The organism is Ruegeria sp. AD11(2025), from assembly GCF_056542405.1.
Genome location: NZ_JBQFZU010000014.1, coordinates 28,654 through 45,106, shown reverse-complemented (window position 1 = coordinate 45,106; position 16,453 = coordinate 28,654). Strand labels below are relative to the sequence as shown.

20 protein-coding genes and 1 tRNA gene are annotated in these 16,453 nt (G+C 58.2%); 17 read left to right on the top strand and 4 right to left on the bottom strand.

Annotated elements, in window-relative coordinates; all coding sequences use genetic code 11:
- Positions 1-11 precede the first annotated feature (11 nt).
- From ACR1XY_RS14500 to ACR1XY_RS14480, 5 genes are read left to right on the top strand one after another with little or no spacing between them, the layout of a single operon-like run.
- Positions 12-1,412, top strand: coding sequence for a cbb3-type cytochrome c oxidase subunit I (locus ACR1XY_RS14500; protein ID WP_170575123.1), 1,401 nt, complete (start codon positions 12-14; stop codon positions 1,410-1,412).
- Positions 1,413-1,414: 2 nt separating this feature from the next.
- On the top strand, positions 1,415-2,224 hold the full coding sequence (locus ACR1XY_RS14495; protein WP_480594326.1) for an AAA family ATPase: 810 nt from the start codon (positions 1,415-1,417) through the stop codon (positions 2,222-2,224).
- Positions 2,225-2,233: 9 nt separating this feature from the next.
- The gene (locus ACR1XY_RS14490; RefSeq protein ID WP_480594325.1) at positions 2,234-4,156 is read left to right on the top strand and encodes a nitric oxide reductase activation protein NorD; all 1,923 of its coding nucleotides are present in this window, start codon (positions 2,234-2,236) and stop codon (positions 4,154-4,156) included.
- Positions 4,153-4,701, top strand: coding sequence for a cytochrome c oxidase subunit 3 (locus ACR1XY_RS14485; protein ID WP_480594324.1), 549 nt, complete (start codon positions 4,153-4,155; stop codon positions 4,699-4,701). The genes ACR1XY_RS14490 and ACR1XY_RS14485 overlap by 4 nt, the downstream gene beginning before the upstream one ends.
- 5 nt (positions 4,702-4,706) lie before the next feature.
- Positions 4,707-4,955, top strand: coding sequence for a cytochrome C oxidase subunit IV family protein (locus tag ACR1XY_RS14480; protein WP_480594323.1), 249 nt, complete (start codon positions 4,707-4,709; stop codon positions 4,953-4,955).
- Positions 4,956-5,011: 56 nt separating this feature from the next.
- Here ACR1XY_RS14480 and hemA read toward each other — a convergent pair whose 3' ends face one another.
- Positions 5,012-6,235, bottom strand: coding sequence for a 5-aminolevulinate synthase (gene hemA / locus ACR1XY_RS14475; RefSeq protein ID WP_480594322.1), 1,224 nt, complete (start codon positions 6,233-6,235; stop codon positions 5,012-5,014).
- Between the two features lie 178 nt (positions 6,236-6,413).
- On the opposite strand from hemA, the gene ACR1XY_RS14470 reads away from it, so the two are divergent.
- On the top strand, positions 6,414-7,106 hold the full coding sequence (locus tag ACR1XY_RS14470; protein WP_480594321.1) for a Crp/Fnr family transcriptional regulator: 693 nt from the start codon (positions 6,414-6,416) through the stop codon (positions 7,104-7,106).
- A gap of 296 nt (positions 7,107-7,402) precedes the next feature.
- Positions 7,403-7,978, top strand: a complete 576-nt coding sequence (locus ACR1XY_RS14465) for a VPLPA-CTERM sorting domain-containing protein (protein WP_480594320.1) — start codon at positions 7,403-7,405, stop codon at positions 7,976-7,978.
- Positions 7,979-8,393: 415 nt separating this feature from the next.
- Here the strand turns inward: ACR1XY_RS14465 and ACR1XY_RS14460 are convergent, their stop codons facing one another.
- Both ACR1XY_RS14460 and ACR1XY_RS14455 read right to left on the bottom strand, forming a co-directional pair.
- Entirely contained in the window at positions 8,394-8,513 is a 120-nt protein-coding gene (locus tag ACR1XY_RS14460) for a DUF6538 domain-containing protein (protein ID WP_480594383.1), read from the bottom strand.
- A 121-nt stretch (positions 8,514-8,634) separates the two neighbouring features.
- A tRNA-Thr gene (locus tag ACR1XY_RS14455) sits at positions 8,635-8,709 on the bottom strand.
- An 83-nt stretch (positions 8,710-8,792) separates the two neighbouring features.
- On the opposite strand from ACR1XY_RS14455, the gene ACR1XY_RS14450 reads away from it, so the two are divergent.
- From ACR1XY_RS14450 to ACR1XY_RS14410, 9 genes are all read left to right on the top strand, one after another.
- Positions 8,793-8,948, top strand: a complete 156-nt coding sequence (locus tag ACR1XY_RS14450) for a hypothetical protein (RefSeq protein WP_480594319.1) — start codon at positions 8,793-8,795, stop codon at positions 8,946-8,948.
- Positions 8,949-8,954: 6 nt separating this feature from the next.
- Complete coding sequence (gene murA / locus ACR1XY_RS14445) at positions 8,955-10,223, top strand: UDP-N-acetylglucosamine 1-carboxyvinyltransferase (protein WP_480594318.1); 1,269 nt, start codon at positions 8,955-8,957, stop codon at positions 10,221-10,223.
- Positions 10,220-10,696, top strand: a complete 477-nt coding sequence (locus ACR1XY_RS14440) for a DUF2948 family protein (RefSeq protein WP_480594317.1) — start codon at positions 10,220-10,222, stop codon at positions 10,694-10,696. Before murA ends, ACR1XY_RS14440 begins: the two co-directional genes overlap by 4 nt.
- A 70-nt stretch (positions 10,697-10,766) precedes the next feature.
- Positions 10,767-11,210, top strand: a complete 444-nt coding sequence (locus tag ACR1XY_RS14435) for a GNAT family N-acetyltransferase (protein ID WP_480594316.1) — start codon at positions 10,767-10,769, stop codon at positions 11,208-11,210.
- Between the two features lie 52 nt (positions 11,211-11,262).
- The gene (gene hisD / locus ACR1XY_RS14430) at positions 11,263-12,564 is read left to right on the top strand and encodes a histidinol dehydrogenase (protein ID WP_480594315.1); all 1,302 of its coding nucleotides are present in this window, start codon (positions 11,263-11,265) and stop codon (positions 12,562-12,564) included.
- Positions 12,565-13,253: 689 nt separating this feature from the next.
- Positions 13,254-13,733: a UPF0262 family protein gene (locus ACR1XY_RS14425; protein ID WP_480594382.1), complete on the top strand. Its 480-nt coding sequence runs from the start codon at positions 13,254-13,256 to the stop codon at positions 13,731-13,733.
- 3 nt (positions 13,734-13,736) lie between these two features.
- A complete protein-coding gene (locus ACR1XY_RS14420) occupies positions 13,737-14,189 on the top strand; it encodes an arsenate-mycothiol transferase ArsC (protein ID WP_475211327.1) in 453 nt (150 codons plus the stop codon).
- Between the two features lie 2 nt (positions 14,190-14,191).
- Positions 14,192-14,590, top strand: coding sequence for a ketosteroid isomerase-related protein (locus tag ACR1XY_RS14415; RefSeq protein WP_480594314.1), 399 nt, complete (start codon positions 14,192-14,194; stop codon positions 14,588-14,590).
- The gene (locus tag ACR1XY_RS14410) at positions 14,583-15,182 is read left to right on the top strand and encodes a GNAT family N-acetyltransferase (RefSeq protein WP_480594313.1); all 600 of its coding nucleotides are present in this window, start codon (positions 14,583-14,585) and stop codon (positions 15,180-15,182) included. Before ACR1XY_RS14415 ends, ACR1XY_RS14410 begins: the two co-directional genes overlap by 8 nt.
- A gap of 14 nt (positions 15,183-15,196) precedes the next feature.
- Here ACR1XY_RS14410 and ACR1XY_RS14405 read toward each other — a convergent pair whose 3' ends face one another.
- The gene (locus ACR1XY_RS14405) at positions 15,197-15,412 is read right to left on the bottom strand and encodes a hypothetical protein (RefSeq protein ID WP_480594312.1); all 216 of its coding nucleotides are present in this window, start codon (positions 15,410-15,412) and stop codon (positions 15,197-15,199) included.
- Between the two features lie 149 nt (positions 15,413-15,561).
- On the opposite strand from ACR1XY_RS14405, the gene ACR1XY_RS14400 reads away from it, so the two are divergent.
- Positions 15,562-16,437, top strand: a complete 876-nt coding sequence (locus tag ACR1XY_RS14400; protein ID WP_480594311.1) for a carbon-nitrogen hydrolase family protein — start codon at positions 15,562-15,564, stop codon at positions 16,435-16,437.
- The last annotated feature ends 16 nt before the right edge of the window (positions 16,438-16,453 follow it).

The following is a 16,453-nucleotide window of genomic DNA, read 5'->3' as shown; positions in this document are numbered from 1 at the left end:
GGAACGGAGAAATGAAATACGAATCCCAAAAAATCGCCTACGCCTACTTTGCGGTGGCAATGGCCCTGTTTGCGATCCAGGTGATCGGCGGCCTGCTGGCCGGTTTGATCTATGTGTTCCCAAACTTCCTGAGTGAGCTTCTGCCGTTCAACATCGTGCGGATGCTGCACACCAACTCGCTGATCGTCTGGCTGATCCTGGGCTTCTTCGGGGCGGCTTACTTCCTGATCCCGGAAGAATCTGAGCGTGAAATACATTCACCCAAGTTAGCCTATTTGCAGCTGATCATTCTGGTGGTCGGTACATTGGGCGTGGTTGTGACCTATGTCTTCAACCTTTTCGAAGGCAATTGGCTGCTGGGCAAAGAGGGGCGCGAGTTCCTTGAACAACCCAAATGGGTCAAGGCAGGCATCGTCGTGGCCGCGCTGATCTTCCTTTACAACGTGTCGATGACCGTTCTGAAGGGTAAAAAGACCGCGATCACCAACATCCTTTTGTTGGGTCTGTGGGGTCTGGCGCTGCTGTTCCTGTTTGCCTTCTACAACCCGGGCAACCTGGCCTTGGACAAACAATACTGGTGGTATGTCGTCCACCTTTGGGTTGAAGGCGTGTGGGAACTGATCATGGCCTCGATCCTGGCCTACCTGATGCTGAAACTGACCGGTGTTGACCGTGAGATCGTCGAAAAATGGCTTTATGTCATCGTCGCCGCCGCGCTGTTCTCGGGCATCCTTGGTACGGGTCACCACTACTACTGGATCGGTACACCCGCGTACTGGCAGTGGATCGGTTCGATCTTCTCGAGCCTCGAAGTGATCCCGTTCTTCGCGATGATGGCCTTTGCCTTCGTCATGGTCTGGAAAGGTCGTCGTGACCACCCCAACAAGGCTGCGCTGCTGTGGTCGCTGGGCTGTGCCACGCTTGCCTTCTTCGGTGCCGGTGTCTGGGGCTTCCTGCACACGCTGCACGGGGTGAACTACTATACCCACGGTACGCAGATCACTGCAGCCCACGGCCACCTGGCCTTCTACGGTGCATATGTCTGCCTCAACCTGGCAATCTTCAGCTATGCGATGCCAATCCTGAAGAACCGTGACCCGTACAATCAGGTACTGAACATGGGTTCGTTCTGGCTGATGACCAGCGGCATGGTCTTTATGACCTTCGTGCTGACCTTCGGCGGTACCGTGCAAACGCACATGCAACGTGTGGTCGGTGACTACTTCATGGACGTGCAAGACCAGATCGCGATCTTCTACTGGATGCGTCTTGGTTCCGGTGTTGTCGTTGTCCTCGGTGCGCTTTTGTTCATCTACTCGATCTGGGTGCCCCGGAAAGAGATGGTTGAACCCGGCCCGATCGAACGCGACCGGCTGGAAAACGATCCTGACCACGTCGCAGCGGAGTCATGAAGATGGACGGCTCAAGAAACATGGGAACGGGGGCGGCTGACGCCCCCTTCTACCTGCCCCAGCGTGATGAATGCGATGTGTTCACCGCCGCTTACAACAACGACCTACCGGTTCTGCTGAAGGGGCCGACGGGCTGCGGCAAGACCCGCTTTGTGGCCCATATGGCCGCCCGCCTTGGTCGTCCGCTATATACCGTGGCCTGCCACGATGACCTTGCCGCCGCCGACCTGATCGGGCGCTACCTGCTGAAAGGTGGCGAAACCGTCTGGGTTGATGGTCCCTTGACCCGCGCGGTCCGCGAAGGCGCGATCTGCTACCTTGATGAGGTGGTCGAAGCCCGCAAAGACGTGACCGTCGTGTTGCACCCACTGACCGATGACCGGCGCATACTGCCGATCGACCGCACAGGCGAAGAACTTGAGGCCGCACCCGGTTTTATGCTGGTCGCCTCGTACAACCCCGGATACCAGAATATCCTGAAAACCCTGAAACCCTCGACCCGGCAACGGTTCATCTCTCTCGAGTTCGACTTCCCGTCGCCCGAGATGGAGGCCGAAGTTGTTGCTCAGGAAAGCGGGCTGGCGCTGGAGCGCTGCAAGCCGCTGATCCGGTTGGCGAACAAGCTGCGCGGGCTCAAGGGTCAGGATCTTGAGGAAGGCGTTTCCACCCGCTTGGTCGTTTATGCCGCGACGCTGATCGCACAGGGCATGTCGACCGACCGCGCCATCCTTGCCGCAATGATCGAACCTCTGACTGATGACGAGGATATCAAACGCGGGCTCCTCGATCTTGTCACGGCTGTCTTTGGGTGAGGCCCGCCGATGGTCAGGATCGAATTTGAGCCATGGGAACCCGAAGAAACGATCGGGAAACTGTGGCACACCCTTGCCAGCCGTCTCGATGCACCTGAGGTGCATGTTGGAGCCGCGGTCGACCTCTCAGAGGTCGCGGGGCGGCTGGCAGTCCTCTTCCGGGGACTTGGGGGTAGTCCGGGCGTTGAATTGCGCCCGGTCTCGCCCGAGGTTTCACGCCACCGGTTAAGCTGGCGTCGCAAGCTGGCAACCGAGGCTGAACTGATGCCGCGCGCCTCGTTCGATGGAGAGGTATTGCGCCTGCCGGATCGGCTGGCTGTTTTCCCCGTGCGCGAGGCGAATGGCGCGCTTTATGTCTGGCTCGCCGCCGCCGCTGCCCATGCCGGAACCCGAATTGACGAGGACGATCCGCTGCGCGCCGACGTGCACGCGCTGATCGCGGCGCAGAGCATGGTCGAGACGACGCTGGATGACGCTCCTGGACTGCGCCCACTTTACACCGAGCTTTGCAAAGGTGTTCTGCATCACCGCGACATCCCGGGCCTGCCACCGGTTGAGGCTACGGTTGAAGAACTTGTCCGTCACATGCTGGGGGACCCTGCGCCGCTGTCGGACCGGGCTGAACAGATGCTGAAGCTGGACAATGACCTTATTGCCCCGCGTGGCTATCAACCGATGCGCCCGGTCCCCCTGTGGCCAGAACTGCGCGCGGTTGGTTTTTCCGAACATAACGAGGTCGAAAACCCCGAAACCGAAGGTCCACCTGAAGAATCCAGTGAGAAAACCCACCGCGCACGCCGCCGCAAATCGGATCAGGCCAACCGCAGCGACAGTTTTATTCTGCATAAGTTTGAGGCCATTCTCAGCTGGGCCGAGTTCCTGAACATCAACCGACGCATCGACGACGATGATCCTGACAATGCAAAAAAAGCTGCCGATGACCAGGAAGAAATAGGCCTGGGCCAGATCTCCAAGGCGCCACCGACCAAGCTGAAGCTGCATCTGGACCTTGCCCCCGAAGACGTGAATCGCGAACGTTTGTCAGGCCGTATCCTCTATCCCGAATGGGATGTGCGTACAGGTCAATACCTGCCAGATCACGTCAACGTTCTACTCTCGGATGCCGAGATCCGCGAAGACGCCGCCGAGTTTGGCAAAGACCCCGCCACCGCCCGCCGAATTCGCGCAGTGAAACGCCAGTTCGAGGCCCTGCGCCCCGGTCGGGTGATGACGCGCGGCCATCTGGATGGAGATCAGCTGGATATCGAAGCCGCCGTACGCGCCGAAACCGACAGGATGGCCAGTGGTGAGGGCAACGAACGCATCTGGATGCAGTCCCGCCCAGTGGCGCGCGATCTGGCGGTGTCAATTGTGCTGGATGTCAGCCGTTCTACCGAAAGCGCCGTCACAGGCCGCGCCGTGATTGATGTCGAACGTGAGGCGCTGGCCGCTTTGGCCTGGGGCCTGAATGCCTGCGGTGACGATTTTGCCATCCATGCCTTCAGCTCTCTGAAACGCCAGCGCGTTTATGTGCAACGCTGCAAACGGTTTGACGAGCCGATGAGCAGCACCGTCGAACAGCGCATCGCGTCGCTGCGGCCGGGGCATTACACGCGGTTGGGCGCTGCGATCCGTCATTGTTCTGCCGATCTGGCCAAGCAAACTCGTAAGCGCCGCCTGCTGCTGGTGATCACCGATGGCAAACCGAACGATCTGGACCATTATGAGGGCCGCCACGGAATCGAAGACACACGCCAAGCTGTTCTTGAGGCGCGCCGGGCCGGACAATCGGTCTTTGGCGTTACCATCGACAAGACTGGCAAAAGCTGGTTCCCGCGTATGTTCGGGCAAGGCGGTTTTGCTGTTATCCCCGACCCGCATCGTCTGACGATGGCCTTGCCGCAGATCTACCGCCAACTGGTCGGCGCATGAGCGATACCTCTCTGATCGACGAGCTTCCGGGCGAGTTGCTGATGTGGGTTCTGATCATCTCGGAATTGCTGGTCTTCGGCGCCGGGATGATCGCCTTTATGGGCGTGCGCCTGACCGATCCGGTGGGCTTTGCCGAGGCGCAGTCGCATTTGCATCGCACCGGCGCGGCGTTCAACACTGCTGTTTTGGTCACGTCTGGCTATCTGGCGGCGCAGGCGCTGCACTGGCGGCAGGCTTCCCGGCGCGGAGCTGCGCGTTTGGCTTTGTTTGGCGCTGCCCTGCTGGGCGTGGTGTTCCTGATCATAAAAGGCACGGAGTACGCGGACAAAGCTGCGCAGGGGATCGGATACGAAACGCACCCGTTCTTTCTGTTCTACTACTTGCTGACCGGTTTTCACGCCGCGCATGTGCTGGCCGGGGTTGGCATTTTGCTGCTGGTCTCGTGGCGGGATGATCCCCGCAATATTGAGGCAGGTGCCCAGTTCTGGCACATGGTTGATCTGGTCTGGATCATGCTGTTCCCCGTTATCTACCTGTTGGGATGAGGGAAATGATCGCAAACACTCTTACACGGGCCTGGCTAGCTCTGTTGGTGCTTAGCCTTGGGTCGGCGGTGCTGACCACAATGCCGTTGCCGTCCGAAGTTCTGGGCGGTGGGATTCTGATTCTAGCGCTGGCCAAATCCCGCATTATCCTAGCCCATTACCTGGACCTTGCTACCAGCCCGTCTTGGCTGCGCGGCTTCACCATGGTTCTGACGGGGTTTGCGGTGCTGATCTTCGGCCTTTACCTGATCTGAGAAAGAAAAAAGCCGCCCCGAAAGGGCGGCAGGTTTCCAAGCAAGGGGCGCTTTGGTTATTGGGCGGCCATCGGCATGCGCGCTATCTGGCACCGTTGCCAGAGGGCCGACAGAGCATTGACCAAGTGGCCGATATCGGCGTCGGTGTGAACCGGCGACGGCGTGATCCGTAGGCGCTCGGTTCCTTTGGGAACGGTGGGGTAGTTGATCGGCTGGATATAGATGCCAAACTCTTCCAGCAGTGTGTCCGAAATGAATTTGCATTTGACCGGATCACCGACCATCACGGGGATGATGTGGCTGGGGTTGGGAAGATGCGGGATGCCCTCGGCGTCAAGACGGGCGCGCACCTGCGCCACGCGGGCCTTTTGCAGATTGCGTTCGGCACTCGACTGTTTCAGGTGCCGGATCGAGGCCGCAGCGCCAGCTGCGATTGAGGGGGGCAGGGCAGTTGTAAAGATGAACCCGCTGGCAAAGCTGCGTACGAAGTCGCACAACGCGGCCGAAGCAGCGATATAGCCACCGACCACACCGAAGGCTTTGCCCAGGGTACCTTCAATCACGGTCAGTCGATCCATCAGACCTTCGCGTTCGGCGATACCGCCACCACGCGGACCATAGAGACCTACGGCGTGGACCTCATCCAGATAGGTCATGGCGTCGTATTTGTCGGCCAGATCACAAATCTCTTTGATCGGCGCGATGTCTCCATCCATCGAATAGACCGACTCAAATGCGATCATCTTTGGCGCATCGGGATCAGCGGCGGCCAGTTTCGCCTCAAGATCCTCTAAATCGTTGTGTTTCCAGATGACCTTTTGAGCGCGTGAGTGGCGGATGCCTTCGATCATCGAGGCGTGGTTCAGGGCATCTGAAAACACGATCAGTCCGGGGATTTTGGAAGCAAGGGTGCCAAGGGCGGCCCAGTTCGAAACATATCCCGAGGTGAACAGCAGCGCGGCTTCTTTGCCGTGCAGATCAGCCAGTTCGGATTCCAGCAGTACGTGATCATGGGTGGTGCCCGAGATGTTCCGCGTGCCACCCGCGCCTGCGCCGCAGCGGTCCAGCGCGTCATGCATGGCTGAAATCACGGCAGGGTGTTGGCCCATGCCCAGGTAATCGTTCGAGCACCAAATCCGCACGTCCCGCTGCACCTGTCCGTCGGTTTGGCGCGCATTTGGGAAGGATCCGCAGCGACGTTGCAGATCGATGAAGACGCGATAGTTTCCTTCTTCCCGCAAACTATCGAGGCTTTGGCTGAAAAATCGCTCGTAGTCCATCTTTCTGGCTCCCCGGAATACTGGCTTTGGGGCGAGATTAGGAGCGTCGTGCCCAAAGTGACATGACTATTGTCAAGTTGACCTCGGAAAAGACTGGTGCGTTGGGCGCAGCTTTGGCATAGCCTGAACCCGAAGGATGTACCGGTCAGAAGATCGACTAGGGAAAAGGGGAACCTTCTTGGCTCACGAAGCGCAAAAAGCAATCGCGCGGCAATCGCTCCTGCTCAAGAGCTTGCCGGATCAGCATGTCGATACTCTGCTCAGCCATGCAATCTGGCGCAGCTATGATCGCGGCGAGACGATTTTCCTGCAGGAAGAAAAAGCCAAGGCCGTACACGTGGTGCTGGCGGGTTGGGTCAAGCTGTTCCGTATGTCGCCCACCGGGGCCGAGGCGGTGGTGAGCGTCTTTACACGCGGTGAAAGCTTTGGTGAGGCGGTTGCGCTGCGGAACGTTCCCTATCCTGTCTCTGCCGAGGCGGTGTCGGCCTGCGAAATCATGCATATCCCCAGCCCGTTGTTACTGTCGCTGATGAAGGAAGACCCCGAGATCGGCGTATCGATCTTGGCCTCGACCTTTACCCATCTGCATGCGCTGGTGGCGCAACTGGAGCAACTAAAAGCCCAGACAGGCGCACAGCGGGTGGCCGAGTTCTTGCTGAGCCTGTGCGACACCGATGCCCAAGCTTGCGACGTGGAATTGCCCTATGACAAGATGCTGATTGCCGGGCGTCTGGGGATGAAGCCGGAAAGCCTGAGCCGCGCCTTTTCGCGGCTCAAGACCGTTGGTGTGAAGATCAACCGCAACCACGCTGAGATCGCAGACGTCGACCGCCTGCGAGACTACGCCGAAAGCGATCCGTCAGAGAAGTAGTCGTCCGGATTGACTGCAGCCATTCGGATATCCAGACCTTGATCGGTTTCTTGCTGTCCAATCCGCACGTCAGGCTACAACGTGGCGCGTTTCTTCGACCTGAAACGTATACTGTAACAGGTCTCATTCGTTGCGAAACTGCCTCAGCTCTCCGAAACTCTGACTGCGCATGGAAGGGCTAGATATGCACTATGCCGGGCAAATGAGCGCGAGATGTAGCGTTGCTAATTGCATGGTGTTCAGGCATACTTTTTGCCAATCTTTCATAGTAGGTTTTCAGGTTTTTGGGGGGCAAAATGAGGGGTGTTTTCGTCTGTGCTCTATCAGCACTTTTTTCAATTTTTGCGTCGGTTTCGTCTGCGGCGACTTTGAGCCCCACTGAGGGTCTAGCGGTGGATTTTAGCTCTGGCACCACTTTTGATATTTATGATGTGTATTGGAGCGCATCACCGTTTGCAGCAAACCAACTGCGCGTAACAGTCTACTCCGGACCCGGGCTTACCGGCAGTGTAGTCGGATCAAGGGTACTTCCTTTCGCAGCAAGTGGAGGTGGTATGTACATAGATACGCCCTCTGCGGGTCCTAATGGTTCAATTATTGCCACAGCGGAATTTGGTACGATTGAAAACTTCAGCTTTTCCAATCTTGCGGTTCTTCTTGACGCGACTGGTAGGCGCTTGGGTAACGCAACCTATGAAAGCGCTCCTTATGTCGCCAGCCCTTCGCCTGTCCCGCTCCCTGCAGGATTGCTTCTTATTGTCAGCGCTTTAGGGGCACTTGGAGCATTGCGCACCTTGAACAAACGTAGGTTACATGGTGTCGAACCAGAAGTGAAGCTGTCGGCATGCCAATCCCGTGCTGCCGCTTACTGATAATTTGAGTTCGGTCGACAGGTGTTGATACGGAAACAGTGAGATTTGCTGCGACTATTAGATAGCTTGGGTTGTACGGTTTTTGAGTTTGACCGCCACGCTATTTTTGCAGTCTTAGAAACCGCAACTTGTTTTCGAGTTACTGGTTATTGTCGCGTTTCATTCCATCTAGGATTTTGGGCAGCACTGCGTGCAGTTCATCCCTGCCGAGCGTTTATCTGTTAGCGACACTAGACCGAGGTGTTTATCGTTAACCTGCCGCTGACAGGCAATCTTAACTGAGGTTCAACCGGCTTATTCTCCAACACTTCCGATAGGCGGAATTACAATATCGAGAAAGTACGGCGATTTTCTCAAAGGGGAGCCGTTCAGGCTTTGCCCGAAGGGGCGCGCAACGTTTTTGAGGCTACGCGTGTTAGGTGGTATTTCTCTCTTTTGACTTTGCTGCGTCCTTGATGCGGAGTGACTTTGACACTTCAGCACGACCGATGATTCCCTTCAGGTCCGTTGGAATACGCGTTACAGCGAAGTATATCTCTTTTTTTGTTGTTGACCGGTTTAAGCAAGGCTGGGGTCAATGCCTAAGACTCCTGTGTAGGAGCTAGCAGGCGCAAGCAGTTGGTTTTCGTAAGTTTTTGAGAATGATGAGGAAATCATGGTGCTGCTGGAGAGAATTGAACTCTCGACCTCTCCCTTACCAAGGGAGTGCTCTACCTCTGAGCTACAGCAGCGCCGTGGGCGGGTGATTAGACTCAAACGAAACGCGGCGCAAGGGTGTCTGGACGGTTTTTTTCGCCTCCTGTAGAGAAAGACAATGACAGAAAAAAAAACACCCAAAAAACACGGTAAATCCGGTGATGCACGCGACGAGCGGCTGAAGGCAGCGCTTAAGGCGAATATGGCGCGGCGCAAGGCGCAGGCCAAGGCGCGGGCGGCATCCGGGAACACTGTCGATAAGGACGAGGGATAAGAGCAGATGGATTCGATTTTGGTGACGGGCAACGGCCCGCTGAACGGTCAGATACCGATTGCAGGGGCCAAGAATGCGTGTCTGACGCTCATGCCCGCCACCTTGTTGAGCGAAGAACCGCTGACGCTGACCAACGCGCCGCGGCTGAGCGACATCAAGACTATGACGCTGTTGTTGCAGTCGCTGGGGGCCGAAGTTTCCTCGCTGCAGGACGGGCAGGTGATCGCCATGTCCAGCCACAGCCTGACCAGTCACGTCGCCGACTATGAAATCGTGCGCAAAATGCGTGCATCTAACCTAGTTCTGGGCCCGTTACTGACCCGGTTCGGAGAAGCCGTTGTCTCGCTGCCCGGAGGGTGCGCGATTGGCGCGCGTCCGATGGACCTCCACGTTGAGGGGCTCGAGGCGCTGGGCGCTGAGATTGAACTGAAGGACGGATACCTGCACGCCAAGGCGCCAGGCGGTCTGAAAGGCGCGGTGCATGAGATGCGCTTTGCCTCTGTCGGCGCGACCGAGAACATCGTTATGGCGGCCACTTTGGCAAAGGGTACCACGGTGCTGAAGAACGCCGCGCGTGAGCCAGAGATTGTCGATCTGGTCGAATGTTTGCGAAAGATGGGCGCGCAGATTTCGGGTGAGGGCACCTCGACCATCGAAATTCAGGGCGTCGATCGCCTGCACGGCGCGACTCATCAGGTTGTCACCGACCGGATCGAACTGGGCACCTATATGCTGGCCCCCGCTATCTGCGGCGGTGAGGTCGAGCTGCTGGGCGGTCGGATGCGTCTTGTCGATTCTTTTGCCGAGAAACTGGAGGCCGCCGGGGTCAGCGTTACGGAAACCGACAAGGGCCTGAAAGTTGCGCGCAAGAATGGGCGCGTTCAGTCCGTGGACGTGGTCACCGAACCGTTCCCCGGTTTTCCGACCGACCTGCAGGCACAGATAATGGCGCTGATGTGTACGGCCGAGGGTACCTCGGTGCTGGAAGAGCGTATTTTCGAGAACCGCTTCATGCACGCGCCGGAGTTGGTGCGCATGGGGGCGAATATCGAAGTGCACGGTGGTACGGCTACGGTCACCGGAGTAGAGCAACTGAAGGGCGCGCCGGTGATGGCAACGGACCTGCGGGCCTCGGTTTCGCTAATTCTGGCAGGACTGGCAGCCGAAGGGGAAACCACGGTCAGCCGGGTCTATCATCTGGATCGCGGATATGAACATGTGGTGCGCAAGCTGGAAGGCGTGGGCGCCAAAATCGAACGGATCAAAGGCCAATGACAGACGCAAGCTTTCACGACGGGCGCGAAGCCCCGCTGAACCTCGGCGCCGAGGATGGCGATGACCTGCAGGTGATTTCTACACTGACGCAAGATGCCGTGTTCCCGATGACCGAGATGAAATGGCAGCCGTCGCAGCGCCGGTTTGGCCTGCTGTTGAACCGCTTTCGTTGGGAAGATAAGGACGCCGCCACCCGCCGAGGACGTGCATTCGAACGTGTCCAATCGGTTCTGGTGTTTGACTCGGTGCTATCGGTGGCCAGCCAGGGTGTAGATCGCAGCGACAAGGATATGGTGGTGTCTTTGCTGTCGGTCGATTTCGAAGCGGGTGAGGACGGCGCAGGCCAAATCATCCTGACGTTGGCAGGTGACGGCGCGATCCGTCTGGCGGTTGAGGCGATTGACGCCACGCTCAAGGATGTGACGCGGCCCTATCAGGCCCCGTCGGGGCAGGCCCCGCACCATCCGGAATAAGCGCGGCATATCACAAGCGTTCTCCGGGCCTCCGGCGGGTTCGGGGCTGCGCCGCGCGACTGTGTTCGATGTGTTCGATCTGAGCCGGGTTCTGATCCGCTCGATCACCCAGCTGTGTCAGGTGGATCATCAGGGTGACCCGCAAGCCATCGCGAAATGGACGGTGAACAAAGACCCCGAGACGATTCGGCGCTGGATCAGGGACGGAGCGCAGATCTGGTTGGCTGAACGTGCAGGTCAGGTCGCCGCCGTAGGTGGATTGCGTAACGATGAGATCACCCTGCTCTATATCGATCCGGATCATACCGGGCATGGTATCGGGTCGGCCTTGCTGCGTCGGCTGGAACAGGAGTTGATCGCTTCGGGCCATACCGAAGCCCGGCTTGAGGCGACACAAACGGCGCAGGCGTTTTATCGGCGGCATGGCTGGCAGCCTACCGGGCAATGCGGCGCGCGTGGTGACGTTTCCTGTTTCGCCATGCGCAAATCGCTGCACCCCGCCGAGAAGGGTTGAGGCCAGCCCATCCCGGCGATATGTCCCGATCAAATGCCCGGAGAGCCAGATCATGCCCGTTTTCCTAGATTCCTCGTCGCCCGAGTTTGAACCCGCCTTTCAGGCGCTGTTGTCGGCCAAGCGAGAAGACAGCCCGGATGTGGACGCCGTGGTTGCGGAGATCATTGAGGATGTGCGCACCCGGGGCGATGCGGCTGTGATTGAGTTGACCGCCAAGTTTGACCGGCTGGAACTGACGCCGGAAACACTGGCGTTTTCTGTCGATGAAATCGCCGAAGCGGTCGCGCAGGTCTCGGACGCGGACCGTGCCGCGCTGGAACTGGCGGCCGAACGCATCCGGGCCTATCACGAACGGCAGATGCCAGAAGACCAGCAATGGACCGACGCCGCCGGGGCGACACTGGGATGGCGCTGGTCGGCGGTCTCGGCGGCGGGGCTTTACGTGCCGGGCGGTCTGGCCTCGTACCCGTCTTCGGTTCTGATGAATGCGATTCCAGCCAAGGTGGCAGGAGTTGACCGGCTGGCCATTGCGGTGCCGACGCCGGACGGGCAGGTGAACCCTCTGGTCCTGCTGGCGGCACAACTGTCGGGCGTCGACACGATCTATCGCATCGGTGGCGCGCAGGCGATTGCGGCGCTGGCCTATGGTACCGAATCCGTCGCGCCAGTGGACAAGATCACTGGTCCGGGAAATGCCTTTGTCGCTGCTGCCAAGCGCCGGGTTTTCGGTAAGGTGGGCATCGACATGATCGCGGGTCCATCCGAGATTCTGGTGATCGCCGACAAGGAAAATGACCCGGACTGGATCGCGCTGGACCTGCTCAGTCAGGCCGAGCATGACGAAAGCGCGCAATCGCTTTTGATCACCGACGAAGCTGCGTTCGGACAGGCCGTGGCGCAGGCCGTGGAAAAGCGCCTGGAAACCTTGCAGCGCCGCGCGATCGCCGGAGCCAGCTGGCGCGACTTTGGTGCGGTGATTACCGTGCGCGACTTGGACGAGGCTGCCGCGCTGTCAAACCGCATCGCACCAGAACACCTTGAACTTTGCGTCGCCGACCCGGTGGCGCTCAGCCAAAAAACCATTCACGCCGGCGCAATCTTTCTTGGCCAGTATACGCCCGAAGCCATTGGCGATTATGTCGGTGGCCCCAACCACGTGTTGCCGACCGCGCGTTCGGCCCGTTTTTCATCCGGCCTCAGCGTGATGGATTTCCTCAAACGCACGACACTCAGCCAGATGACGCCCGAGGCACTGCGGGCCATCGGACCAGCCGCCGAACAATTGGCGCAATCGGAAAGCCTTGAGGCGCATGGCCTGTCGGTCACCGCGCGTCTCAAGCGGTTGAACGGCTGAATTGGCTAATGACGCAGTGTGACCTCAAATAAGGCCCGGTCGAAAGACGACCGCAGGGAACAAAACAATGAAGTCTAATGACTTTTCGCAAAACAATCACTCTGTTTCTACTACCTGTCATCTCAGCATGTACATCCTATGTGCCTAGCCAGAACGACGTGCAAAGAGCCAATGATAGCTGTTTAGGTGACGAACTATGTACTCTCGCCACCATTTGGACCAACGGCTACAACGAAACGGCAGGTACAAACTGGGGTCACGGGATATCTGTGAGTGAAGCAAAAACAGATGGGAAAGTAGTTTTTTTGACGTTCAATGTTGCTGACCGCGTGAAAAATAGACCTACCAACTTGAATGATTCTACAGCTAAACAACAGTTTGAATACGGCATATGGCGAGCTCTTTGTTCCGTAGACGGGTCGCGACACTTCTTTGAGTTGGGCGGGGAGGTCCAGTACGCTGCGTACTTGCCATCTGACCAATTGTTCTCAATGCAAACGATTAAGTCCTGCAGCTGGTCATCGGCCCCTCCGGGGTAAAAGCGTAGCGAATGGGCTGGCAGGCTTTGGTCAAGTTGTGAGAATCGGTCCGCAGATCACAAATAGGAGCCCTTAAGGGGCTTCTGTGCGTTGCCGAACGAAATACGTTGTTATAGGTCTGTGCAGACCCGAAACACTGTGACCATAATGATGACCCGCATTTCGCATATCGAATTGGATGACCGTAATCTGCCCCCGCCAACCCCCGAGATCGAGCAGGAGCGCAAGGTTGCTATCTATGACCTGCTGGAAGACAACAGCTTTGCACTGCCCCAGCGGGACGGCCGCGAGGTACCCGAAGGGCCATACCACGTGCAGTTGTCGATCCGGGACAAGCGGCTGGTGTTCGACGTCGCCACCGAGGCCGAGGAAAAAGCGGCCGAGTTCCACCTGTCACTGGGTCCGTTCAGACAGGTGGTCAAAGACTATTTCCAGATCTGCGAAAGCTATTTCAACGCGGTCAAGACCTTGCCGCCCAGCCAGATCGAAACCATCGACATGGCTCGCCGCGGTATCCACAACGAAGGCAGCCGCGTGCTGCAGGAGCGGTTGGAAGGAAAAGCAGATATCGATACTGACACCGCCCGTCGCCTGTTCACGCTGATCTGCGTGCTGCACTTTGGGGGCTGACGGGTGAAGCCTTTGCCGCAGTCGGTCCTGTTTTGTTGCGACCACAACTCGGTCCGGTCACCGATGGCCGAAGGCATCATGAAGAAGTTTTACGGCACCGGCACTTATGTGCAATCTGCCGGTGTGCGCAACGACTTTGAGATCGACGGGTTCTGCATTTCGGTCTGCCAGGAAATCGGGGTTGAGCTTTCCCGCCACCGGACGCGCTCGTTTGACGAGATGCAGGAATGGGGAGATGACCTCAGCTCTTTTGACCTAGTGGTCGCCCTGTCGCCCGCCAGCCAGCGAAAAGCGCTGGAACTGACCCGGATTTTTCACCTGGATGTCGATTATTGGCCAATAATGGACCCTACCGGGCTGGGCGAGAATCGCGAAGAAAAGCTACATCACTACCGACAGACCCGCGATCAGATCATCGGGCATCTGAAAGAACGCTGGGGCGAACCTACGGAGTGACCATGAACCAGACCGTCAAAACCTATTTCGAAGCTTTCAATGCAGGCGATGTGGACGGCATGTTGGCCTGCCTGTCCGATGACGTGGCGCATCACGTGAACGAGGGCCAGATTCGCGTCGGTAAAGAGAAGTTCGCGGCATTCTGCGAACACATGAATCGCTGCTATCGTGAGAACCTGACCGATATTGTGGTGTTCAACACCGAAGGTGGTACCCGCGCCGCGGCCGAGTTCATCGTAAACGGCACCTATCTGGAAACCGACGAGGGCCTGCCCGAGGCGCATGGCCAGACCTACCGCCTGCCCGCCGGGTCGTTCTTTGACCTGAAGGATGGCAAGATCACCCGCGTCACCACCTTCTACAACCTCGCCGACTGGACCAAGCAGGTTTCGAATGGCTGAGGTTACCGCCGTCCGCCCCCTGACCGGAGCGGCGCTGGGGGCCGCTCTGGACGACGTGGCGCGCCTGCGGATCGAAGTGTTTCGGGCGTGGCCGTACCTGTATGACGGTGATTTGGAATACGAACGAAAATACCTGCAATCCTACCGCGACAGCGACAAGGCGATTGTGGTTGGTGCTTTCGACGGTGACCGCCTGATCGGGGCCTCGACCGGGGCGCCTCTGACCGAACACGCCGACGATTTCGCTGTGGCCTTCGAAGGGTCCGGGTTGGACCTGTCCGAGATCTTCTACTGTGCCGAGTCTGTTCTGCTGTCCGACTACCGGAGGCAGGGTGTCGGCCACAAATTCTTCGACCTGCGCGAGGCCCATGCCCGCGCGCTGGGTTTTAAAAAATGTGCCTTTTGCAGCGTCCAACGCCCGGCCGATCATCCGATGCGGCCGGAAAGCTACCGGCCACTGGATGCATTCTGGCGCGCGCGGGGCTACGAACCGTCGCCCGGTGCAATCGCGCAGTTTTCGTGGAAGGATATCGGCGAAGAGGGTGAGACGCTCAAACCGTTACAGTTCTGGATCAGGGATTTGCCAACGTAATCCGCGCTAGCGCTTCAAGTCCGGTGCTTTCGGCGGAGCAGACCGTATTTGACGGCCCACCCTCTGAGGGACAGGCTCTTGCGTTTTTCCTGCTTCAGCGGCTTTTTTACCTGTGCACCGCTCTTTCGATTGAATTCGAACACGTCGATAACGCGTTCCGCACAGCCACAGGCTTCGCCCATGCCAACTTTGGCAAAATAGAACTTCTCGAAATTTTGCGGGTTTTGCATGGTCTTCCTCCTAAGCACATTGAAACACTTCGGATGTCTTCTGCCAATTCACTTTCCCGTCGATGATGGCTGGGGCGAACAATGCGTCTGTACAGTTCGAGACGCCGTCTATTAGTGTCTCGCCAAACCAGGCCTGAGGAGCCCGCGCTATGAAAGTCGCAACCGCCGCCTATAATCTTGACTGGCTCGACAGCTGGGCGCAGTACGAGGATAAGCTGTATCGCTGGGTGGCCGAAGCTGCCGGGCAGGGGGCCGAGCTTCTGGTGTTTCCGGAATACGGTGCGATGGAACTGTCGACGCTCGACGGGGCTGAGGTGGCAGGTGATCTGGAGCGTTCGATCCGGGCTGTATCGGATCGGATGGAGCAGGCGAAGACCCTGCATCAGCGCATCGCTCAAGAATATAAAACCTACATTCTGGGCGCATCGGCGCCGGTTGTGGATGGGCCGGGCCGTCCGGTAAATCGCGCAGCGCTCTACGCGCCTGATGGCGGACAGGATCATCAGGACAAACAGATCATGACCCGGTTCGAGCGCGAAGACTGGGATATCGTGCCGGGCGGGCCACTCAAACTCTTCGACACTGCATTGGGGAAAATCGGCGTGTTGATCTGCTATGACAGTGAGTTCCCCTTGCTGGGCCGAGCGTTGAGCAAGGCTGACCTGATCCTTGTCCCTTCGTGTACCGAAGCATTGGCAGGCTATTGGCGCGTTCGTATCGGGGCGATGTCGCGAGCGTTGGAAAATCAATGCGTTACCGTAATGGCGTCTCTGGTCGGGAACAATGATTGGTCCGAGGCTGTGGATATGAACACCGGCACCGGCGGCGTTTTTGGCCCGCCCGACAAGGGCTTCCCAGCGACCGGCGTGCTGTCTGAGGGCGTCCTGAACCAGCCCGGCTGGACCTATGCCGATATCGACCTGACGGCCATTGCCGAAGTCCGCGCCGATGGGAATGTACTGAACCGCACCCACTGGGAAGAGCAGGCGCCCCGAGTCGATTCAGTCACAATATCGCGCCTTTAGGTGATTCCGCCCTTGA